Here is a 23540-nt window from a genome sequence, read left to right as displayed (position 1 = left end):
TGTAGAAGGAAAGTTCAAAAATAAAGATATAAAATCAAATGCTAAATACAATAACTCACTATCAAAACCGCGAAAGAGGACTCCACCCGACATTAGGGTAGAGGTGAATTTCGCCTAGTATTTATTATATTTTTATACAAACTATCCGTTGAAGTAAATTATTATAAACTTTAGAGTTGATATTATATCAAGAAAAACATAAAGCAAAATGAATGGGTGTTATGAAAATCAACAAAGCGTATCAATTTAGGCTTGAGCCTACTGTAGAGCAAGCCGTTGTTTTGAACAATCTTGTCGGCTCTGCACGCTTTGTTTGGAATCAAATTTTGGCCGCCTCGTTTGAGATGTTTGCTAAAAATGAGTATATTAATGCCACCAGTTTGGTCAATAAAATCATTGATCTAAAGAACAATCCTGATTTTTCTTTTTTGAAATCTCAATCAAATGCGGTGTCCTTGCAGCAAAAGATTCGTGACTTGGCATCGGCTTGGTCAAGATTTTTCGACCCTAAAGTCCATGCCCGATATAAAGAAAATAAGAAGAAACCTAAAAAGCCCAAATCCTTTAAGTTGCTTGATGGCACAGAGATTCAATTACGACCCCTGATGCCGCAGTGGAAACGTAAAATTGACCGCCGCGACTCCATGCGCTTGGTTCAGTTTGATAAATATTGCCGTGTTGAGGGTAATCGCGTCAAACTACCTAATGGCGTGGGATTTGTGAAATTTAGAAAATCACAAGACATCATCGGCACCATCAAAAACGTCACCATTAGCAAGAAATCAGGGCACTGGTACGTGTCTTTTGGGTGTGAGCGAGAACTGGATCAAAACCCAATTCACCCCTCTACAAGCGCCATAGGGATTGATTTGGGTGTCACTAAACTGATTACCACCTCAGAAGGTCAGTACATCCAACCCAAAAACAGCTTTAAAGCCAATCAAATTAAACTGGCCGCATTACAGCGCCAATTAAGTAGAAAAGTCTTATTCAGTCAAAACTGGAAACAGCAGAACCGTAAGATTCAAAAATTACACCATCACATCGCCAATATTCGCCATGATTACTTGCACAAAATCACCACCGCGATCAGCAAAAACCACGCCATGATTGCTTGTGAGGACTTAAAAGTAGCCAATATGTCGAAATCTGCAAGCGGTACGCTAGAAAACAAAGGGCGTAATGTCAAAGCCAAATCAGGATTAAACAAATCCATCTTAGATCAAGGCTGGGGCATGATGGTTGATATGCTTGAGTATAAGCAGCACTGGACAGGCGGATTACTTGTCAAAGTCAATCCGCAATACACCAGTCAGACCTGCTCCCAATGTCAGCATATTACCAAAGAGAATAGACAAACTCAGGCTAAATTTGAGTGCGTCAAATGCGGGCATAAAGCAAATGCTGATGTGAATGCAGCTAAAAATATTCTTGCGGCAGGACATGCCGTGTTGTCTGTGGAGGGAGGATGCGGTAAAGGTCGCCCTTTGAAACAGAAAACTTGTGACCTTCGTGAGAAAGTCGCCTAAGAGCGTTTGCTCTTAGAATCCCCTACTTGAGCTTGTCGAAAGTGGTGGGAGTATGTCAAAACATAGCCTTAATAATGCCGCGTTTCACTCTGTCCATCTCTTGTAATTAGTCCATAAGTAATTAGCACGCAAATCATTACCATAAAAAAACCCCCTATCTTTACAGATAGAGGGCAGGAGAGACTGACAATAAAGGCTGATAATAAAGGAGTTAAATCAGTAATCTTTATAAATACTTAAGCGGCTTTTGGGCTTTGACCGATAGAGCGAAACGCATTTTTTAGATTGCTGTTATGCGCCAGTATTTTTTGTTCAACCTTGGCATAATCCTGTTTTAGCGTTTCTTCAACTTCATGCAAGCGATCAGCAAATTCAGTCTTTTTCAGCTCAATGGTTTTGGCTTTTAGCGCTTGCCATTCTTCGACCGTCTGCGTAAAGGCATCGTATTCAAACTTAATACGATCTTGGAAACTCTTCATCGCATGAGGAATATCAAGTCCGTTTGCGGTGGCATTATCAATCTGCTGTTGGGCTTTTTTGAACTGCATTTGCACTTCAGCATGCTTGATAGTGGTGTCGTCAACCGTACGCAATTCACTAGTTAAACCAAGTTTAGATAGGCCAACAATCAACCATTTAGTTGGGTCATATTGCCACCATTTCACACCATTACGATAGTCGTATTGGAAGAAGTGATGATAGTTATGATAACCCTCACCCCACGTAAAGATAGCAAGGAAGAAGTTATCACGCGCACTATTGGTGTCGGTATAAGGACGCGTACCAAACATATGGCATAGCGAGTTAATAAAGAAGGTAAAGTGATGGGTCAGCACCAAGCGCAGTAAACCTGCCAAGATTAACGTACCCCAAACATCACCGATTAACCAACCAACCGCAGCGACCATCGCAACGTTGGTTGCCAATACCCATAAACCATAATATTTGTGCTGAATCTGCAGCACTTTATCTTTGGTTAAGTCAGGAATGTTTTTATAGTCAAAGCGCCCGCTAGGGTAATTACGTAGCATCCAGCCAATGTGGCTAAAGAAAAACCCACGCTGTGCCGAATAAGGGTCATCCATGCGATCATCAACATGACGGTGATGGGTACGGTGACCTGACACCCAGTCAAAGGCTGAGCCTTGAACCGCAAGGGTTGAGCCTAGCAATAGGAAGTTTTTTACCAAAGGATGGGCTTTATACGCACGGTGCGACAGTAGGCGGTGATAGCCTGCGGTAATACTAATACCTGTCCAGACCATAAAGGCACCAAACACACCCCAAACAGGCGCACTAACCTGATGGGTCAGTAAGTACCATGGCGTAATGACTGCCGCAGCAATAGGCGTTGTAATAAGGAAAATCGCTGGTACCAAGTTTATCGGCGATTTTTGGAATTCAAGCTCCAGAGGATTGATGCCTTCATCGTTGCTCGCTGCATTGGCATTTTTATAGCCGCTGGTGGTCGCAAACTGCGTATCGGCAGCGTCGTCAGTTTTGCTTTTGCTAGTATCAAGCCACGTCTTTACGCGTAGTGCTTGAGTGCCAGCGTGCTGTATAAGCGTATCACCCGACTTCATGGCCAAACGTAAGCCCTTAAGTGGTAAGCCTATTACTTTTTTAGCAATCATGTAATATTCCTAACGGTATTAATTTTAGACCCCATGTTACCTGAAAAGAAAGACAAAGTGAACAGTTATACACTAGAAAAATATTGCTAAATAACAATAACTTGTATGATTTATGGAATGTATTATCGTAAATAACCCAAGACTTATCAGCAATTTAGTAAAAGTGTAAGTACGACGGTAGATATGTAGGGTAGTAAACTATGGTAGTCATTAAAAGAGGCGTGGGTTATATATAGGTAGCAAAAGGTTGCATGAGCATAAATAACCCCTTCTATCTATGAATAGATAGGTGATGTGAGCAAATAGGTTATGTAAGTAAATAGGTTGGATAGTCAGTGATAATGACATCGACTTGCCACGCGATCAATTGTTCAATCGTGTTGCTATCATTGACCGTCCACGCACTGATAGGCAAGTTATAACGATGACAGCGGGCAATGACTGCTTGATTCAGCAGCGGATAGTGAATACCGAGTTGCACACAGCCAAGTTGCAGCGCAGTATTAGATGCCGTGATCAAGGTTTCAGGCGTCCGAATCAATAAACCACGCGGTATATGCTGCAACAGCTTATTGCGTTGCAGTCCGGCGTGCAGCTCGACATCAAAGCTGGTCAACACGATAGGCAAGCTGGCAAGCGGACTATCGATTAAATCCGTCATCAAAGCCTTAATTAGCTTGCGATAATCCGTGCGCTCATGAGTCTTAATCTCAAGCTCAATATAACTAAAGCCTTCTAATGCAGCTGCTATATGCGCTAATGGCGTAATCTTATGGCCAGATTGCTTATCATCCAATTGCGAGTAGCGCTCAATTTCAGCCAGGCTTAACTGATCGATACGTGATTGCTGCGCGCACATACGTTGTAAGTTGTCATCGTGAAAGACCATTAAGTGACCATCCGCAGTCAACTGCACATCGAATTCCACACCGGCCAAGCCCGATGTTTGCAGATTTTGCGCAAGCTTAAAACCTGCTACAGTATTTTCTACTGCTTCACCGCGCGCGCCGCGATGGCCTAATAAAAGCGTGTTTTTAAAATTTATCATTATCAATAACTATAAAGTATTTTACCGCCATCATATCGCCTCTAGAAAACTGGGTCTAATAAAATATTTGCCGGATAGCAGATTCATCGCTTATATTGAACGGGCCAATAACTTACGCCATTATTTCCCTAGGTATTTGTTGCGTTTTTGCAACCAAACCTCGATTTTAGCCCTAATGTTAGGCGTTATTTGTATATCGATAGGCTACACTGATGACCATTTAATTCAAACACCGTATAATAATGTGGTTTTCGAAACTTGCACGATGACTGTTAATTGTTACGATTGCTAATTGTTAGTTACGATTTTAGCGTGATGGTTGCAGTGTGAGTCTTTGAATGTTAAACAATGTCCATCATTGGCGGTACGAATCAGTAAATTGGAGCAAAGTAAAGATGAGCGTAGCAAATAAGAGTTTGAGCAAATGGTATAAGGTTGCTGGTATTGGCATCGCATGCAGTTTGGCGCTGGCTGGCTGTGACCGCTCAGAAAAAGAAGAAACGACGGAGACAGCAGAGCTAACCGAAGACACCACTGCTAGCGAAAACGCTGCTGCTACTGCGGTTAGCTGTGATGACCCGATGGTACAAGATCGCCTTAAATCCGCTTTAAAAAATACGCTCAATCAACAAGGACAAACGCTGGCTGCAAGCTACGCCAACGATGCTGAGATTGGTCTAAATGGTGGCGCTGTCACTGAGAAAACCAATGGTATCGTCATCGACGTCCAAAATGCCGCAGTTTTACAAGCAGCCAATGCCAATGGCATGACCACGTGTCAAGCGAGCGTCAGCATGACCTTGCCAAGTGAAGATTTATATCAAGCGAGCCAACTGCAAGCTGCCAACAATCAGCCAAGCTTGCAGTCTCGTTTAGCCAATGACAATATCCGTATCAATAACAATATGCTAGTTGATGATGCCTTTACTTATGTCGTTGGTACGCAAGGTGGTCAAGTACGTACGCGTATCGCAGGGCAGCCGGCGTTGATTACAGTCGTATCAGAAGTGGTGGCAGGCTCAGTCTTTCAGTCGGCGCTAGAAGAGCAGCGTGCCCAGCAAGCTGAACGTCGCCGTCAAACTGCGCAAAATAACAACGACAGCCAACCGCGTCAGCCAAGACAAGTCACGCCAGTAACTCCTGTGCGCCCAACTCAACCTGCTACGCCACCGACTGTGAAGCAAAGTAATCAAGATAGCAGCAGTCAAAGCTCTAGTAGTCAGAGTAGCAATAGTCAGAACAGTCAAAGCAGTAACCAAGCTGCCGCAACGCCTAGTACGTCAGCGCCTGTGACTCCAGACACACCTAAGTCAGTACCTAAAGATGAAAGTATCGACATGGTGATTATTGAAGATAAAAACGCCACTTATTAATAAAATGTCAGTAGTTACTGTTTAAGCCTAGAGTTTGAAATAAAAACGCCCGCAACCATCGTAAGTTGCGGGCGTTTTGCTTGCTAGATTAAGCCTTTGGCTAATAATGTAATGGTTAAACTTACGCTATTTATTATCAGCGAATTTTTGTAGTACTTGACTGTCCCATAATACTTCAGAAACTTGCTCAGGGTCCGTACAGAAGCGGGCGGCAACAAACAGCCAATCAGATAAGCGATTGATAAAGCTGACCGCTGTTGGACGAATCGCTTGTGGGCGCTGCTGTTGCAATAATACTGCTTGACGCTCAGCGCGGCGACAGACGGTACGTGCCACATGCAGTTGACTGACAAGCACTGAGCCTGTGGGTAAGATAAAATCTTTCAACGCTGGCAAGGTGCTATTCATCGCATCAATTTGCTGCTCTAACCAGTCGATATGGACGGCGCTCACGCCTTCATATTCTGGCATGGCAAGCTCGCCACCGATATTAAATAGCAAATGCTGAATAATCACTAATGCCTGCGCAAAATCGGCTTGTTTATTTACGTCAGTTGAAGTTTGCGTCAATTGCGCGCGGATTAAACCTATGTGTGAATTGAGCTCATCAACATCACCCATGACGCTAAATAGATTGTCTGCTTTACTCACGCGGCTGCCATCTGCCATGCCGGTGGTGCCGTCATCTCCGGTACGTGTATATATTTTGCTTAAACGATTGCCCATGTTTGCATCCTTAGCGGTCGGTGTTTTTTATCATTGCGAGTCTTAGTTGTGCGCTCATTGTAGTATTTTACGAGCATTTTCGCTAAGATAATGGGTTAAGTTTTATATTGCTGTGCTCCTTAGGGTAATAATCACGTTAAAATCTTTTATAGATAGACATTTTATGACCACGGAATGCAGTATGGATATGCTCGTTTATTTCTTATACTTTTAATCAAAAGGCTTTTCTACTATGACCACACCTCTTGCAGACGCTATGTCTCAGCTTGCCATCTACGACTCACTCACTGGGCGCAAGCAGTCATTCAAACCGCTTGTTGCGGGCAAAGTCGGCATGTATGTGTGCGGGATGACGGTCTATGATTATTGTCATATCGGTCATGCGCGGATGATGGTTGCCTTTGATATGGCGGTACGCTGGCTCAAACAATTGGGTTATGACGTTAATTATGTGCGTAATATCACCGATATTGATGACAAAATCATCACCCGTGCTGCCGAAAACGGCGAAGAGATTGGCGCATTAACCCAGCGTTTTATTGCAGCGATGCACGAAGACTTTGCGGCGCTTGGTTGCTTATCGCCTGATGCCGAGCCGCGCGCGACCGACCATATCGATGAGATGCAGCAGATGATTGGCAATTTGGTCAGTAATGATTACGCTTACGCTGGCGATAATGGCGATGTTTATTATGCGGTCGATAGCTTTCCTGATTATGGCAAATTATCCAAGCGCAATTTGGACGATATGCAAGCGGGCTCGCGTGTTGATGTCGAAAATGACAAGCGCAATCCGTTTGACTTTGTCCTATGGAAAGCGGCAAAACCTGGTGAGCCACAATGGGCATCGCCATGGGGTCAAGGACGTCCTGGCTGGCATATTGAGTGTTCAGCGATGTCGACCAAATGCCTTGGCAATACCTTTGATATTCATGGTGGCGGTCATGATTTACAGTTTCCACATCATGAAAATGAGATAGCACAATCGGAAGCGGCGACGGGCTGCGAGTACGCGCGTAATTGGATGCACGTTGGCTTTATCAATGTCGATGGCGAAAAAATGTCCAAATCTTTGGGTAACTTTGCGACCATTCGTGACGTCATCAAGCATTTCCATCCTGAAACGCTGCGTTTTTTCTTATTATCGAGCCATTACCGCAGCCAAGTAAACTTCTCCGATAGCGCTTTAAATGAAGCACATAATAGCCTAAGCAGGCTATATCAAGCGTTAAAAGCTGCTGAACAACAAAAAGGGCAAGCGCTTATTATCAATGATGCGCTGATAACAGCTGCTTATGACAGTGCGGCGGGCCAAGACTTTATTAAAGCCATGAACGATGATTTTAATAGCTCAACGGCTATTAGTGTATTGTTTGGGTTGGCACGTGATATCAATAAAGCACTTAAGGCGGAAGACGTAGAGGGTGCATGGCAATTGGCGCAGCAGCTTAAAGCCTTGGCGCAGACGCTAAATATATTGCAGCTGCCAGTACAGCAGTTTCTACAAGCGGTCATCGGTGAGGCGCAAGCTGACGGTTTAAGCGATGCGGCTATTGATGGATTAATCATCGAGCGCGCAGATGCCAAAACCAATAAAAACTTCGCCCGTGCTGACGAGATACGCGAGCAGTTAAAGAATGCTGGTATTGAGCTTGAAGACAGCCGCGCGGGTACGACTTGGCGCCGTGCTTAAATCATATTATCTATTAACCAATTGTATTGATTAACAGTTTGCCCATAAATTAAGTCAGCTTAGCGCTGGCTTTTTTTTGCCCAGTGCATTAGCTTAATCCTATACTTAATGCAGCAGAGCCTTATCGTATGAAACACTCTCATTGGTCTTTGATTGTTAAAAACCTCCAAATTCTAAATACTGGCAATATTCGTGATGCTGATATTGTTGGTTTTGATAATTGGGAAAAATTTGAGACTTTCAAAAAACTTGAGAGTGTGAATATTATTATGGCTAATGGAAAAAGATTTAATAAGCATTTAAGTATCCGTCACTTTATTCTCAGCATGGCCGTTATTATCCTAAGCATTGTTTATATGCCCGCTAATGCTGCCGATACTGATAATACTGCGCCAGAAAACATCGTTGATTATGCCGAGCAACAGCTTGATAAGCTAAAAAGAGAAGGCGTGAGCGCCTCTGCTATTGCCGAAGAGATGATTAGTCCGCTTGAGAAAAAAACCGTGCAGCAAGCGGGCGTGCTACAAGGCGATTCTGGTCTGACGGGCGATTATAACGAAGGCTATTATGCATTAAGTACTCTCAATGCAGGCTTGCCGCCCTTATCTGAGCCACCGAATTTATCGACACCACTGGCAACGTTAGAGTTTTTTCAATCAGCGGTTATAAAGCAGCAGTATGACTTGGCCGCTTATGCGCTCAATATGAACTTGATTGATGAAAAGCAACAAAGCAGCCAAGCAATGGATCTAGTCAAACAACTTGATTTTTTATTGGTAGAAAAAAAGCTTTATGTATTTGACAAGCTGCCAGATCGCCCAGATGGTTTGATAGAGCCGCCACTTGGTAGCACGAATAGTATTCAAGGCATTCCTAGGCGTTCGATTCAATTAGGCTATATCGACTATCGCGAGCGCCGCATACCGATACATCTCGAACGCGTTCGCCTCGATGATAGCGCGCCTTTTTGGGTATTTTCTGCGCAGACGGTGGCCAATATCGATAAGCTATACGAGCAATATCAGCCCGCAAAGTTTGAGCGTTATTTGCCCGACTGGACCAAGTTAAAAGTCTTTGGTATTGCCATTTGGGAATTTATAGCACTATTCATGTTCTTTTCTTTTACCATGGGCGCCGGTTGGCTGTTAAGTAAAGCGGCCGGTAAACTGCTGAATTGGTATGTTTTAGACAAAGAAGGCAACCGACTTGGTACTGTTCATCACAACGGGGTGGAAGATTTAGTCAATAAACTGACCGTGCCTTTGACTTTTACCATCAGTTTTTCGTCTGTTTATACCTTGGTATCAGGCGGCTTTCCTTATTTGGATGCCTTAGCCTCATCGACACGACCCATTATTTGGATTGGCTTGGTATTTAGTGCCATGTGGCTTGGCATTCGGGCCATTAATTTCTTTGCCAATCGTTATAAAGATTTGCAAATCGAAAATTTAAGCGAAGAGCAGTTTGATAAAGGCCGCAGCCGTCGCACTTATGTGTCTATCTTTCGCCGCGTCTTTATCTTTGTGATGATTTTAGGCGGCATTTGGATAGGGCTGAGTGAATTTACCAATATCGATGGTTTGGGTAAGACCTTACTCACTTCAGCGGGGATTGCCGGCGCGGTGATAGGTATTGCCGCCCAGCCCATTTTAGGCAATATCATCGCAGGGATGCAGGTCGCCATTACCCAGCCTGTGCGTATCGGCGATACGGTGATGATGGAGGGTGAATGGTGCACGATTGAGGATTTAGGCTACACCTATGCGGTACTAAAAACGTGGGATGAGCGCCGCTTGATAGTACCTATGCGGCATTTTATCACTGAGATTGTCGAAAACTGGTCGCATACCGAATCGCATCAAACCTCAGTGATTTATTTGTATGTCGATTATGGCGCTGATATTGACGCCATTCGACAAAAATACATCGAGCTGGTAAAAGACAATGCGCTATGGGACGGTGAAACTGAGCCTGAGCTGTTTACCGTCTCGGTATCAGAAACCACTATTAAGCTACGCTGTAGCCAAGCGGCTAATAGCCCTATTGATGCATGGACACTCGAGTGTGAAGTACGTGAGCAAATGCTAGGCTATTTATATAACGAACAAAAAGAGTATTTACCGGCTGAGCGTTTGATTGTCAAAACAGGTGATGAATGAGTTTTTTGTTAAAGATTTAAATCTAATATTTTGGTCTATAACAATGCTATTCGATTGTATTTTAAGCTTCTTAAAGAGTGGTTCTATAAATAAGCAGGGAGGATTAATTAGGATTGCGGTTATAGCAAAATAAGCTGACAAATATGTTATGCGAAGGCTTGCCTTATTTGTTATAATATGGCGTTATTTTTAAGGGATAATTCAGTTATTAAGCATCGTTAATCAGACTTTAGGATGTTTAGAGGCGCTGTATTGGCAAATCTACTTACCCAATCGTTTTATTAGCGCTGATAAATAGATAACGTGCCGAGCGAATGTTGGTATTTAGTGTTTGTTCCTCATGGTTTTATCACAATCCGATGGCTTTATCTTCATTTGCATTTTAGCCGGCTGGTTTTGACAAAACATTCGTTTATCGACTTGATACTGCATTGCCCACCCATCAAAATAACCACCACTAGGGGTCTGTATGTTGCGAATTGTCGATGAAGCCTTAACCTTTGATGACGTTTTATTATTGCCAGCTTATTCTGAAATCCTACCAAAAGCTGCTGATTTAACGACCCGCCTAACCAAAAATATTACGCTAAACTTACCAATGATTTCTGCTGCGATGGATACCGTTACTGAGTCTGATATGGCCATTACCATGGCACAGCTTGGTGGACTGGGTATCTTGCATAAGAGCATGGATATCGATAAGCAGGCCATGCAAGTACGCCGTGTCAAAAAATTCGAAGCAGGTACGGTGGTTGACCCTATCACGGTTCATCCAGAGATGACGATTGGTGAGCTACTAAGATTGACCCAAGATAACAATATCTCAGGTGTGCCTGTGGTTGAGAAAGGCACTGATAAAGTAATCGGTATCGTCACCCACCGCGACTGGCGTTTTGAGACCAATTTGTCATTGCCAGTCAGTCATATCATGACGCCAAAAGATCAGCTGGTCACCGTCAAAGAAGGTGAAAGCAATGAGAATATCAAAAAACTCCTTCATGAGCACCGTATCGAAAAAGTCATTGTGATTAACGATGATTTTCGTTTGCGTGGTCTGATTACGGTCAATGATTTTACCAAAGCAGAAAACAATCCCAATGCTTGTAAAGATGAGCACGGTCGTCTGCGCGTTGGTGCGGCTGTTGGTACGGGTGCTGATACCCAAGCACGTGTTGAAGCCTTGATTGCAGCTGACGTCGATATCATCGTTGTTGATACGGCGCATGGTCATTCAAAAGGCGTGATTGATAAAGTTTCTTGGATTAAAAAGAACTTTCCAAACGTTCAAGTTATCGGCGGTAATATTGCCACTGGTGATGCCGCTTTGGCGTTACGTGATGCTGGTGCGGATGCGGTAAAAGTAGGTATCGGTCCAGGATCCATCTGTACCACGCGTATCATCGCTGGTGTTGGTATGCCACAAATCTCTGCGATTGATAGCGTAGCAAACGCGCTACAAGACAGTATTCCACTGATTGCTGATGGTGGTATTCGCTATTCAGGCGATATGGCAAAAGCCATTGCTGCTGGCGCGTCATGCATCATGGTTGGTTCATTGATGGCGGGCACCGAAGAAGCGCCGGGTGAAGTTGAGCTGTTCCAAGGTCGCTATTATAAAGCCTATCGCGGTATGGGTAGCTTGGGTGCGATGTCAGGTCAAAACGGCTCGTCAGATCGCTATTTCCAAGATGCCAAAGATGGTGTGGAAAAATTGGTACCAGAAGGTATTGAAGGCCGTGTCCCTTATAAAGGTCCAGTTTCTGGCATTGTCAATCAGATGATGGGTGGTCTGCGTTCATCAATGGGTTATACCGGTTGTGCAACCATCGAAGAGATGCGTACTAAGCCACAGTTTGTCAAAGTCACTTCAGCGGGTATGAAAGAATCACACGTCCATGATGTGCAGATTACCAAAGAAGCACCTAACTACCGTGTCAACTAATAGCATTTTTAACGCTGCCTAAGTGCAAATTTCTGGCTTAGTAGCGTTGTCGTGACGTCGAGATACAAACAGCCAACAATGCCTTGTTATTGTTGGCTGTTTTTTTTGTAAAATACAAGATTGGATTAAGCGTATCTGTATCTGTATCTGTATCTGTATCTGTATCTGTATCTACGGCTATGGGCTATGCCTGTGCGCACGTCTGATTTTTAATTTTTAACATTGAGGAATAATAATAATGAGCTACTTTGGCACTGATGGTATTCGCGGAAAATTTGGTGAGTTACCCATTACCCCTGATTTTATTTTAAAGTTAGGCTATGTCACGGGGTTGGTGCTGATAGAAAATAATAATAATCCTGCTCGTAAACCCAGTGTGGTTATTGGTAAAGACACGCGTCTATCAGGTTATGTGATTGAAGGGGCGCTGCAAGCGGGTTTTAATGCCGCCGGTGTCGACGTCCATATGCTAGGGCCGCTACCAACGCCTGCTATTGCGCATCTGACGCGCAGCTTTAATGCTGATGCTGGTGTAGTGATTTCAGCCTCGCACAATCCTTATTTTGATAACGGTATTAAATTCTTTTCAGGTGATGGCAAAAAACTCACCGATGAGCTGCAAAATGCCATCAACGATAAATTGACCGCTATCATGGCTGCCTCGGGCAATAACGATGCTCTGATGCCTATTTTAGATCCAGCAAAATTGGGTAAAAATAATCGCATTAATGATGCTAAAGGGCGCTATATTGAGTTTTGCAAAGGCAGCTTTCCTTATCAATACGACTTGGACCATTTAACCGTTGTCGTCGACTGTGCTAATGGCGCAGGTTACAGTGTCGCCCCGCGTGTCATGCGTGAGCTTGGCGCCAATGTCATTGCGATTAACAACAAACCCGATGGCATTAATATCAATGCAAAGTGCGGCTCAACGCATCCTGAAAGTTTGCAAAAAGCCGTACTCGAGCATGAAGCCGATGTCGGTATTGCCTTAGATGGCGATGGTGATCGTATCGTGATGGTCGATGAAGCCGGCGAGTTGGTCGATGGCGATGGCATTTTGTATGTGCTTGCTACCCAAGGTCAAACCAAAGCCAAAGGCGTCGTTGGGACATTGATGAGTAACATGGGCTTAGAATTGGCATTAAAAGACGCTGATATTGAGTTTACCCGTGCAAAAGTGGGTGACCGTTACGTAATGCAAGACCTTGAAGCCAATGGTTGGATATTGGGCGGTGAGCCATCTGGTCATATCTTATGCTTGGATAAAAGCCGTACCGGCGATGCCATTATTGCAGGATTACAAATACTCGCAGTCATGCAAGCACGTGGTAAAGCGCTTAGTGATTTGACCGAAGGTTTTGAAGTATTACCGCAAAAACTGGTCAATGTGCGCTTATCGCAAATGCAAGATCCGTTTGAACATGAAGAATTGGTCAACGCTTTTGATAGAGCCCGCGCTACTTTAGAAGGTCGTGGTCGCCTACTTATCCGTCAGTCAGGTACAGAGCCGATGATTCGGGTCATGGTTGAGTCAGACGATGAGATAGAATGCGATGTGATGGCCAATGATTTGGCCGATAAAATCAAAACGGTTTTAGGCTAAACGTCTTAGTTAAATAGACTTATATTAATAATATTTGAAAGTTAGCGAGAAACAATCATGAGTATGGATTTTACCGATCAGCGCCTATCGTATGAGAAAGGGCAACTCGACCAACAGTCAGTACCAGATTCACCATTTGAGCTGCTACACGCGTGGATGAATGAAGCGATAGCAGCAGAAGTGCAAGAACCTTATGCGATGAGTTTAGCGACGTGCGGCGCAGACAATAAGCCCAGCGTGCGTATCGTTTTGCTGCGCGAAATTACTGAAAAAGGCATCGTGTTTTATACCAATTACGAAAGCGCCAAGGGCCAAGATATCGCCGAAAATCCCAATGCCGAAGCGCTGTTTTTTTGGCATAAGCTTGAGCGTCAAATCCGTATCAGCGGCAGTATTGCTAAAATAGACGCTACTAAATCAGCGGCTTATTTCCAAAAACGTCCGCATGATAATCAAGTGGGCGCGTGGGTTAGCCAGCCGCAAAGTGGTGAGGTTGCCAATCGCGAGGTCATGGAGCAAACGTTTGAGCAGTTGCAAAATGATTATCCAGCAGACAGTCAAGTACCAACCCCTGAGTTTTGGGGTGGCTATGAGATTACGATTGAGAGCATCGAGTTTTGGCAAGGCCGTGCCAATCGTATGCATGACCGCATTGTTTATACGCAAGATAAGAGTGGCACGGGCGACGCGGCAAAATGGACAACCAAACGCTTGTTACCATAAAATTAGCTCATTTAAGCTAAAATCTACTGAAAATAAGATATTGCAAAAATCAAAAAGCCTCTTTAAACCTAACACGTTAGGCATTTAAAGAGGCTTTTCTTGCGCTGATTTTTAGCCTAATTTCTTGCATTAACTTCTTGCTTTGGTATCGACATTCACTGATACTGACATACCTGGACGTAACCGCGCAAGGTTAGGCTGGTTTTGGTTTAAATCAATTCTAACAGGAACGCGCTGGGCAATTTTGATATAGTTACCCGTCGCAGGGTTGGCCGCGCCCGCGCTAAATTCGCTGCCCGTTGCAGGCGAGATATTACTGACATGACCGCGAAATTTGGCACCGCTAAGGGCATCAACATGAATGGTGGCGGGCTCACCGATACGCATATTGGCTACTTGCGTTTCTTTAAAGTTGGCAATAATCCATACGCCTTTTGGTACGATATACATCAGCTGCGTACCTGCGCTCACGTATTGTCCTTCTTTGACACTGATTTGACTCAGCTGCCCAGATTCCGGTGCCTTAATAACGGTATTATCTAAATTAATCTGAGCTTGCTTGGCACCGGCATCTGCACTCTTAATATTGGCATCTAAAGATGAGCGGCTACCGCTGGTCTTCTCGCTTGCCTCACGAGCCACTTGTAAATTCGCTTCTGCTTGTTGCACGTTGGCCTGCGCTTTTGCAAGTTGCGCTTTGATATGCGCCACTTCTGCCTTTGATACCGCGCCGATAGCGTCTAAACCTTGATAGCGTTTGACATCTTCACGCGCACTGTCGACGCTGACTTTAGCACTATATAAGTCCGCCTCGCGTGCTTCGATTTGCGCTTGGCTGGTTCCTGTATCCTGCGCATTACTAGCGCGATTGGTCACAGCGATTTCAATGTTTGCCTGCGCTTGCTCAAGCTGCTGTCTAAAAGTACGATCGTCTATTTTGATTAATAAATCACCTTCTTTAACATTGGCAAAATCCTCAACCGCCACCTCAGTCACGTAGCCAGATACTTGCGGACTAATAATAGTGGTTTGTCCTTTAATAAAGGCATTATTGGTCTGCTGGACCGTCGGAGTAAAGGGCGGCAGCTTCCAAGCATACAAAATTAATGCCACGCCAATCACAATCAAGGCGATTAGTATGCCTAAATTTAAATAAGATTTCTTCTTTGGCGACCAGCCGTCGCTGCTAGGAATAGGCTCCTTTGGCGGCATAGGCGGCATGGACGACTCATCACTGTCAGTAAGACTCTCATTAACAGTACTCTCGTCATTAACAATACTCTCATCATTTACGAGCCTGTCGTTAGCTGATTTATCTATATTGACCGCAGCACTTGGATGATTTGTTGCATCAGGAGCATGAGTGTCGTTGGTTAGCGCGTCAGAGGCAGGCTTAGGGTTTTGGTTAAGCTCATCAGATTTTTCTTGACTCATGCTGCGCTCCTAAAGTTTGAATAGTTATCATAAGTTTTTTGCATTAATTAATATGTTAAGTGGCATTTTTAAATGAAGAAAATGCTTTAATTATTCGGGCTATTTTGCTTCGCGCATTTTTGCAATCGCTGCCAATTCTTTAGCCAATGGATTACGTTTATGGTAGCGATTATACAAGTAATTTAGTAATAAAATCAGCGTTGTGATGGAGGCGATAGTTGCCATAAGAAAAAATAAATCAGCATAGGCGGCGACAGTCGCTTGGCGCTGAATACCTTGCAATACTTGTCCCATCGCTGCGACATTTGCTTGATTGGCATCCGTGATTTGGGTAGATAATATACGTCCTGCGCCTGCAACTTGTGCCATTAAGGCCGGGTCGCCCAAATTAAGCGAGCTGACCATATCAGCGTAGTGTATCTGTGTACGTATGGTGGTAAACGCTTGAATCGCTGCCGCGCCTGCAAGTCCGCCAATGGTCTGCGAGATGCTAAAAATAACCGAAAAACTAATAATGTAAGCGGGGCCGTTAGCGATAGCGCGAAACATCCCTTCAAAAACCATGGGACCCATAAAGTAAACGGCAGCAAAGGCAATCATAAATTGACTGACATAAAACATATAAGGGGCAGAATTTAGCGAAATATCTGTATCTAGCCATGCGCCAACCGCAATCAGGGCGACAGCGAAAATGACTGGACGGCGTAAATCCATCGCATTGGTCCTAAAAATACTGATGACCAAGGCCAGAACGCTGGCGGCAAGTATCACCGCATAAAAGGTAATCAACTGATCATTTCCGTAGCCCAAATTGGCCAGTAAGCCTGCTGCACCGACATTTTGCTCGGATAATAAAATACGCATCACCGCGCCGGTTATCGTAAAAGCGATGATATTGCGGCTACGCATCCAGCGCACTTGTAACATTGGGTTTTTACGGTGCGTTTCAATCCATAAAGCGATGCTAATCGTCACCACCGCAATGATGAGCGGATAGCTCAGCCAAGGCGTCGTCCACCACTGGATACGCCCTTGAACCAAAAAGACTGCTAACGCTGCAAGTCCGCTGGCAAAAAACGCGAAGCTTAAAAAATCCAGTTTTTCGAATACTTTTTCGGTATTGCCGGGTGGTAGCTCTAAGATATTAATCAGGGCAAAGCAAATCAGGGTTAAGCCCAATTCAAACAAAAATAGCGTTTCAAGCTGGCCATCGACCGCAAGATATGGCGAGATAATCCTTGAGAGAGGAATGCCAAATTGTACTAAGCCAAACCCCAAAATCAGACCGCTAATGCGTTTGGCGGTTGGCATACCTTGCAGGCAATAAAAAATAGCCAATACCGTCATGGCACTAGCAACCATACCGCTTAAGCCGCGGGCGATGATTTCTAGATAATAAGGCTCAATGATAATAGCGCTGGTGTCTAAGAGATGGCTACTGACCAACCATTGTAAACTGGTGGCCGCCAACAGTGAGAACAGGGTGATTTTGCTAAAGAGCGCCATACCAAATTGCTGACGGATTTTGTATAGCAGCACGGTGATACAAGCATTGGTCATATTATAGGCGACCGATATCCAGCCACCTTCGACTGGCGTCAAGCCCATTTCACCTTGGATTTGGGTCAGATTTGCCACCAATAAACCATTTTGAAAGCTGGCGGTGATGCCAATAAAAATACCAATCAATAGATAAAATACTTTGCGGCGCGTAGGATGGTCGGGTGTGGCGGGAGAACCCACCATAAAGGGTTGTTCGTGCGGTTTGAATTGGTATTCATTGCTCATTGTCTATCGCCACCTGCTAAAAGTAGAAAGATAAAGTGACATCGTAGGATTCCTAGACGAGCTATTATCAAATTGAGCCATAAGTGCTTCATTTAGTAGCTATAAATAGTAGCTATAAAAAATAAAAAACAGTCAAAGGACTGTTTGCATCATTTTATCATGATTTCAATTTGAGACTATTTAGTGATTGTACTTTTTTAGTTTAAAAAGGTGAGAGCGTCATAGTTATTTTTATGTTTAAAGATATAAATAATTCCACTTTTATTTAGAGTTTTTGCTCGAAGATCTTCTTAGCTAAACTTAATTTTACAAGTAACAAATGTCGATTTTTTATAAATATGGCGCTTGACTGAGCTAAGCTCTGGGTACAAACTATGATGCTGATATATCCTCTTTTTTAGAGGCATAATAACAGTATTATAAGAAATACAAGGTCGTATTTAATGGTCGTTACAAGGAAAGTAAAATGGATTTTGCCCACATTATTCCGCCGAAAGCTCCGAGTGCGTGGCTTGATATGGACGCGCTCGATCATAATATAACACTGGTCAACCAAAAAACTAAGTCTGTTCAACTACGCTTGGCGACCAAATCTATTCGCTCTATCGACGTTCTGCATTACATCAAAGACAAATCTCCTAACTTTATCGGCCTAATGTCTTATGCGGCCGACGAATCAGTATATCTGTTAGAAAATGGCTTTGATAATATTCTCTGCGCTTATCCAACTCTTGATATGGCGAGCGTCGCGGCAACGTTTGACTATACCAAACAGGGCGCGACCATGATTTGGATGGTTGATCGCCCTGAGCATGTTGATGTACTTAATGAAGTCGGCAAAATTCATGATGTTGTTATTGATGTTTGTCTCGATATCAATATGTCGATGCCGCTGCCAAAGCTCTATTTCGGTACCAAGCGCTCGGCATTGATGAGCATAAAAGACGTTAAAAAACTCCTAAAGCATATCAAAAAATGCCGCCATATTAATGTCAGTGCGGCAATGGGTTATGAGGCACAAATCGCTGGTTTGCCTGAGCATTTACCGGGTAAAGCCTTGTTGTCGCCAGCCATCCGCTTATTAAAAAGCCGCTCACAAAGACAAGTTAGTAAACGTCGCCGCTCCATCGTTGAATATCTCAATAAACAAGGTTATACCTTGAAGCTCGTCAACGGTGGCGGTAGCGGCAGTATGGATTTTACTTCAAGCCAGCCTGAAGTGAGCGAGATAACCGTGGGTTCTGCGTATTATAAACCGGCTTATTTCGATTATATGGATAGCATGCATGAGTTTCAGCCAGCTGCTGGATTTGTGCTGTCCGTGACGCGTCAGCCTGAAAAAGGTGTGATTACTTGTCATAGCGGTGGATTTATCGCCTCAGGTGCGACAGGCGCGGACAAAGCGCCAGTGATACATTATCCCGAATATCTATCCTTATTAAACGATGAAGGCTTTGGCGAAGTACAAACGCCGATGTCCATCTCTAAAGCTAAAAAAGATGGCAACACACCTCGTCTTAGTATCGGTGATGTGGTTTGGTGCCGCCATGCAAAGGCAGGCGAGCTGTGTGAGCATTTTAATGAGCTTATTTGTTATCGACAGTCTGCTCAATCTATAACAGATGGTTTTGCAAGAAGCGAAGGAACGCGTCCAATAATAAATACAAAAACTAAAAATCAGGTAATGACAACCTACCGAGGAGAGGGCAAATGTTTTCATTAAGACTGTGGCAAGGAAGCAATGAATGGCAAAATTGGGTCGGTTATGAACGTGCTACACCTGAGCAAAAACTTACTCCCTCATCGGTTGCAGAGCTACAAGATATCGTTAAAAATGCCCGGGCAAATAAAAAGCGCGTTAGAGTCACGGGCGCCGCGCATTCGTTTAGTGGTTGTGCGAAACCTGAAGAAATTGCCGTCAGTCTGCATAATATGCGCGGTCTTATCTCGGTGGATAAAGAAGCGAAGCTTGCTACTTTACATGCTGGCACCTATTTATATGAAATTGGCGGAGCCCTTAAAGAACATGGTTTGGCGTTAGAAAATATGGGCGATGTGCAAGCGCAAACTATCGCTGGTGCTGCCAGTACGGCGACCCATGGCACAGGGATTACTCTAGGCTCCATTGCCAATCAAGTGGTAACCTGGGAATGGGTCGATGGTAAAGGAGAAGTACATACCCATCATCGCGGCGATCCAAAAACCGATGAGTTGGGTAATGCCTTGCATGCAAGCCTTGGTATGCTTGGTATTTTTACCAAATTAACCCTTAAAGTAGTCGACCTATACGGGCTTAAAGAAGCCAATGAGGTATTAGGTTTCGAAGAAGGATTGGCGCGCTTTCATGAAACGGCGCATAGCCATCGTCATTTAGAATGGTTTTTATTTCCTGGTACCAATAAAATTCAGCAAAAGACGCTGTCGGTGATAGCGCCCAAAGCCATGACGGGCACACAAAAGCTTAAAGACCATTTTGATAGCATTGTTACCCTTAACGGCGCTTTTTATGTGCTGTGCGAGCTGGCTCGTATGAAGCCGTCGCTGACCCAAAAGGTGAGTGAAATCTCCGCAAACTCTATCCCTAATACCAAGCGTGAAGGCTATAGCTATGAGGTGTTTCCGACACCGCGCGGCGTCAAGTTTAATGAGTCTGAGTACTTTATTAAGCTATCTGATTTTGATGAATGTATCTCGGAGGTCAATCATATTTTATTAAAAGACAATAAAGGCTCGCACTTTCCCATCGAAGTGCGCACGCATAAAGGCGAGACTGGGATGCTCAGTCCCACACAGGGAGAGGATTGCGCGGTATTGTCATTCCATGTCTATAAAGGCATGGACTGTGAGCCGTTATTTAAATGGCTGTACGAGTATATGAAAAAATGGCAGGGTCGACCGCATTGGGGTAAAGTAAATAAATTGAACCATGTGGAGCTACAAAATCTGTATCCAAAGCTCAATCGCTTCTTAGAGATTCGCCGAGAGTTTGACCCTGATAATGTCTTTATGAATAGCTGGCTTGAGCAAAAATTTTGTATTTAAAGTATTCATAAATGGCTTAAGTTTCAATCAGGCATAAAAAGGCAGCTCTTAAAGAGCTGCTTTTTTATATTAAACAATAAAAATTATTTGGCTTAACGCTTAATAGAATCATCGTAATTGGCTTCCAAACGCATCGCACGCTGATAGCTATCTATACTCGCCAGTTGTAGCGCATATTGCTTGATATACATATAGTCTTGTAACGCCCCACGATGCGCGAGCATGATTAAGTCAAATGCCAGCATAAAGTCAGCACCGCTTAATTTATTGCCGATGATAAATGCTTTGTCTTTGACTTCATCATTTAAGTAGCTCAGTACTTTATGCTTTTCTGCGCTGATATAACCCGCCAAGAATTCATTATCGCCAACGCCTGCTTTAGTGGTAAACAGCTCAAGCAGTAGCGGCAACATAAGCGAGCTTTCAGCAAAGTGAATCCACTGCAAGTAATGACCATACTCTGCACTATCGGTAGCAGGGCGCAGGCGCTCGGGGGCAAAACGCTCAATCAACATCTCGATAATCGCCCCTGATTCGGCATAAAGCTCGCCATCCATCTCAATAACCGGAGACTTACCGAGGGGATGAATTGCTTTTAGACTGTCTGGTGCTAGATGCGTTTTGGTATCACGCTGATGACTAATCAGCTCATAAGGTTGCCCAAATTCTTCTAATAGCCATAGCGTACGCAGTGAGCGCGATTGATTAAGATGATGTAAGCGAATCATGATATTAGCCTTTTTACGATGTTTTTATATTATGCTTGCAGCTTAGCAAGTAAACGTTTAGCGGCTTCTTCTGATGACGCTGGGTTTTGACCGGTAATCAATAGGCCGTCTTCAACGACATACGATTCCCAATCCGCGCCTTTCTCGTAGTGACCGCCATTGGCTTTTAATACGTCTTCCAATAAGAAAGGTACGACGTCAGTTAGGCCAACACCTTCTTCTTCAGTATTGGTAAAGCCAGTGACCTTTTTACCTTTGACCAAATACTCGCCATCGATTTTGACGTTTTTAAGCGCGGCAGGAGAGTGGCAAACAAAGGCAACAGGCTTGTCTTGCTTAACAAAGGTTTCAATTAACTCGATAGAGTTTTTATCAACTGCCAAATCCCACAATGGACCATGACCACCTGGATAAAAGACGGAGTCAAAGTCTTCAGCTTTTACTTCAGCAAGCTTTTTGGTATTGGCAAGACGCTCTTGAGCTTCACTGTCTTCTTTAAAGCGTTTGGTATCTTTGGTTTGTGCATCTGGTGTATCACTACTAGGGTCAAGAGGTGGTTGACCGCCAGCAGGAGAGGCTAGAGTAACATTGACGCCAGCATCCAAAAAGGCATAGTAAGGGGCGGCAAATTCTTCTAGCCAAAAGCCAGTTTTTTTGCCTGTATCACCCAATTTATCGTGTGAGGTTAGTACCATTAAAATATTCATAATTGTCCTTATTTATTATTTGTATTGTTTGCTAGGTTTTAATGCTAATTTAATACCAAGTTCAGATATGTCGCAGCCAGCTTTGCTAAAGCTATGCAAAGACCATGATAAAGCTATCTTTGCTAAAAACTGGCTGCTAACAGTATTAATGTTTTAAGCATTATTTTCAGTAGCTGTCTTAACGTATTATGTTGTTAAGTGGTTATCTGAAAGTTATTTAAAGCTGGCTACTTTATACCTTTATATAAGTCGCTTGATATGAACTACTGAACGTCAGCAACTTTAACCACGGTTTTACCGAAGTTTTTACCCTCTAGCATATCAAAGAAAGCTTGTGGTGCTTGTGCTAAGCCATCCACGATATGCTCTTTGGTTTTGACTTTACCTGATTCAACCCATTCGCCCATAGTTTTTAAGAATTCTGGGAAATGGTCGCCGTATTCTTCAAAGATGATAAAGCCTTTGATGGTCAGGCGCTGACTGAGAATATGACCCATCAACATACCTAGGCGGTCTTTGCCATCAGGAAGCTCGGTAGCGTTATATTGAGACACCAAGCCGCATACTGGAATACGTGCATGGGCATTTAATAGCGGTAATACGCCATCGAATACCTTGCCACCGACGTTTTCATAATAGATATCGATACCATCTGGGCAAGCGTTTTTAAGCTGTTCGGCAAAGTCGTCCGCTTTATGGTCGATACAAACATCAAAGCCCAACTCTTCGACCGCATAGGAGCATTTTTCCGCACCGCCTGCGACACCGACCGTACGTAAGCCTAAATGATTACCGACTTGTCCAACCGTTGCGCCTACAGGACCAGTTGCGGCTGCGACGACTAAGGTTTCACCTTTTTTTGGTTTACCGATATCGGTTAGACCCATATAACCGGTGAAACCAGGCATACCGAGGACACCAAGACCATAAGAAGGATTGGACATATTTTTATCAAGTTTTAGCACGCCTTCGCCATCACTGACACTATAATCCTGCCAACCTGAGTTTGATACGACCAAATCACCGACGGTGAATTTATCGATATTAGATTCGACAACTTGTGCAACCGTGCCGCCTAGCATGACATCGCCGACTTCTAATGGGTCAGCATAGCTTTTAGAAGCACTCATACGCCCGCGCATATACGGGTCAAGTGACATATATACCGTACGCAGTAGCATTTGCTTGTCGTTAGGAGTAGGGATGTCGCTAGTAATTAGCTCGAAATTATCGCTGGTTGGCGCGCCATTGGGACGGCTGGCAAGTTTGATTTGACGGTTTTGTTTTTGGTTTTGTTGGGCATTAAAATTATTATCAAAGCTCATGTTAAAGCTCCTTATTCTAGTTATTGGTTGTAGTTATTCATTTTCGTTTTAAAGTCAGTAGCCACGCCAAAGTGCATGGCTAC

17 protein-coding genes are annotated in these 23540 nt (G+C 43.8%); 9 read left to right on the top strand and 8 right to left on the bottom strand.

What is annotated here, in order from left to right; all coding sequences use genetic code 11:
* Nucleotides 1-221 precede the first annotated feature (221 nt).
* Nucleotides 222-1529, top strand: coding sequence for an RNA-guided endonuclease InsQ/TnpB family protein (locus JMX13_RS05640; protein WP_201610669.1), 1308 nt, complete (start codon nucleotides 222-224; stop codon nucleotides 1527-1529).
* Between the two features lie 236 nt (nucleotides 1530-1765).
* Here JMX13_RS05640 and JMX13_RS05635 read toward each other — a convergent pair whose 3' ends face one another.
* The gene (locus tag JMX13_RS05635) at nucleotides 1766-2941 is read right to left on the bottom strand and encodes an acyl-CoA desaturase (RefSeq protein ID WP_406947528.1); all 1176 of its coding nucleotides are present in this window, start codon (nucleotides 2939-2941) and stop codon (nucleotides 1766-1768) included.
* A 529-nt stretch (nucleotides 2942-3470) separates the two neighbouring features.
* Complete coding sequence (locus tag JMX13_RS05630) at nucleotides 3471-4211, bottom strand: glycerophosphodiester phosphodiesterase (RefSeq protein ID WP_201610667.1); 741 nt, start codon at nucleotides 4209-4211, stop codon at nucleotides 3471-3473.
* A gap of 395 nt (nucleotides 4212-4606) precedes the next feature.
* Here JMX13_RS05630 and JMX13_RS05625 point away from each other — a divergent pair, with 395 nt between their 5' ends.
* The gene (locus tag JMX13_RS05625; protein WP_201610665.1) at nucleotides 4607-5584 is read left to right on the top strand and encodes a hypothetical protein; all 978 of its coding nucleotides are present in this window, start codon (nucleotides 4607-4609) and stop codon (nucleotides 5582-5584) included.
* Nucleotides 5585-5710: 126 nt separating this feature from the next.
* Here JMX13_RS05625 and JMX13_RS05620 read toward each other — a convergent pair whose 3' ends face one another.
* A complete protein-coding gene (locus JMX13_RS05620; RefSeq protein WP_201610663.1) occupies nucleotides 5711-6310 on the bottom strand; it encodes a cob(I)yrinic acid a,c-diamide adenosyltransferase in 600 nt (199 codons plus the stop codon).
* A gap of 232 nt (nucleotides 6311-6542) precedes the next feature.
* On the opposite strand from JMX13_RS05620, the gene cysS reads away from it, so the two are divergent.
* From cysS to pdxH, 5 genes are all read left to right on the top strand, one after another.
* The gene (cysS, locus tag JMX13_RS05615) at nucleotides 6543-8003 is read left to right on the top strand and encodes a cysteine--tRNA ligase (RefSeq protein ID WP_201610661.1); all 1461 of its coding nucleotides are present in this window, start codon (nucleotides 6543-6545) and stop codon (nucleotides 8001-8003) included.
* A gap of 128 nt (nucleotides 8004-8131) precedes the next feature.
* Nucleotides 8132-10162, top strand: a complete 2031-nt coding sequence (locus JMX13_RS05610; RefSeq protein WP_227686226.1) for a mechanosensitive ion channel family protein — start codon at nucleotides 8132-8134, stop codon at nucleotides 10160-10162.
* A gap of 469 nt (nucleotides 10163-10631) precedes the next feature.
* The gene (gene guaB, locus JMX13_RS05605; protein WP_201565811.1) at nucleotides 10632-12104 is read left to right on the top strand and encodes an IMP dehydrogenase; all 1473 of its coding nucleotides are present in this window, start codon (nucleotides 10632-10634) and stop codon (nucleotides 12102-12104) included.
* Nucleotides 12105-12342: 238 nt separating this feature from the next.
* Nucleotides 12343-13710, top strand: a complete 1368-nt coding sequence (gene glmM / locus JMX13_RS05600; RefSeq protein ID WP_201610659.1) for a phosphoglucosamine mutase — start codon at nucleotides 12343-12345, stop codon at nucleotides 13708-13710.
* A 63-nt stretch (nucleotides 13711-13773) separates the two neighbouring features.
* On the top strand, nucleotides 13774-14433 hold the full coding sequence (gene pdxH / locus JMX13_RS05595) for a pyridoxamine 5'-phosphate oxidase (RefSeq protein WP_201610852.1): 660 nt from the start codon (nucleotides 13774-13776) through the stop codon (nucleotides 14431-14433).
* Nucleotides 14434-14562: 129 nt separating this feature from the next.
* Here the strand turns inward: pdxH and JMX13_RS05590 are convergent, their stop codons facing one another.
* Both JMX13_RS05590 and JMX13_RS05585 read right to left on the bottom strand, forming a co-directional pair.
* Nucleotides 14563-15867, bottom strand: a complete 1305-nt coding sequence (locus JMX13_RS05590) for an HlyD family secretion protein (protein WP_201610656.1) — start codon at nucleotides 15865-15867, stop codon at nucleotides 14563-14565.
* Nucleotides 15868-15966: 99 nt separating this feature from the next.
* Entirely contained in the window at nucleotides 15967-17655 is a 1689-nt protein-coding gene (locus JMX13_RS05585; RefSeq protein WP_201610654.1) for an MFS transporter, read from the bottom strand.
* Nucleotides 17656-18121: 466 nt separating this feature from the next.
* On the opposite strand from JMX13_RS05585, the gene JMX13_RS05580 reads away from it, so the two are divergent.
* Nucleotides 18122-19378, top strand: a complete 1257-nt coding sequence (locus JMX13_RS05580) for an alanine racemase (RefSeq protein ID WP_201610652.1) — start codon at nucleotides 18122-18124, stop codon at nucleotides 19376-19378.
* The gene (locus JMX13_RS05575; protein WP_201610650.1) at nucleotides 19366-20697 is read left to right on the top strand and encodes a D-arabinono-1,4-lactone oxidase; all 1332 of its coding nucleotides are present in this window, start codon (nucleotides 19366-19368) and stop codon (nucleotides 20695-20697) included. Before JMX13_RS05580 ends, JMX13_RS05575 begins: the two co-directional genes overlap by 13 nt.
* Before the next feature lie 92 nt (nucleotides 20698-20789).
* Here JMX13_RS05575 and JMX13_RS05570 read toward each other — a convergent pair whose 3' ends face one another.
* The 3 genes from JMX13_RS05570 to JMX13_RS05560 form a co-directional block, all read right to left on the bottom strand.
* Complete coding sequence (locus JMX13_RS05570) at nucleotides 20790-21425, bottom strand: glutathione S-transferase family protein (protein WP_201610641.1); 636 nt, start codon at nucleotides 21423-21425, stop codon at nucleotides 20790-20792.
* 29 nt (nucleotides 21426-21454) lie between these two features.
* Nucleotides 21455-22132, bottom strand: a complete 678-nt coding sequence (locus JMX13_RS05565; RefSeq protein ID WP_201565821.1) for a type 1 glutamine amidotransferase domain-containing protein — start codon at nucleotides 22130-22132, stop codon at nucleotides 21455-21457.
* Between the two features lie 263 nt (nucleotides 22133-22395).
* Entirely contained in the window at nucleotides 22396-23457 is a 1062-nt protein-coding gene (locus JMX13_RS05560) for an NADP-dependent oxidoreductase (RefSeq protein WP_201610639.1), read from the bottom strand.
* Between the last annotated feature and the right edge of the window lie 83 nt (nucleotides 23458-23540).

This window comes from Psychrobacter immobilis (assembly GCF_904846285.1).
GTDB lineage: Bacteria > Pseudomonadota > Gammaproteobacteria > Pseudomonadales > Moraxellaceae > Psychrobacter > Psychrobacter immobilis_D.
This window is presented reverse-complemented; position numbering and strand designations above follow the sequence as displayed.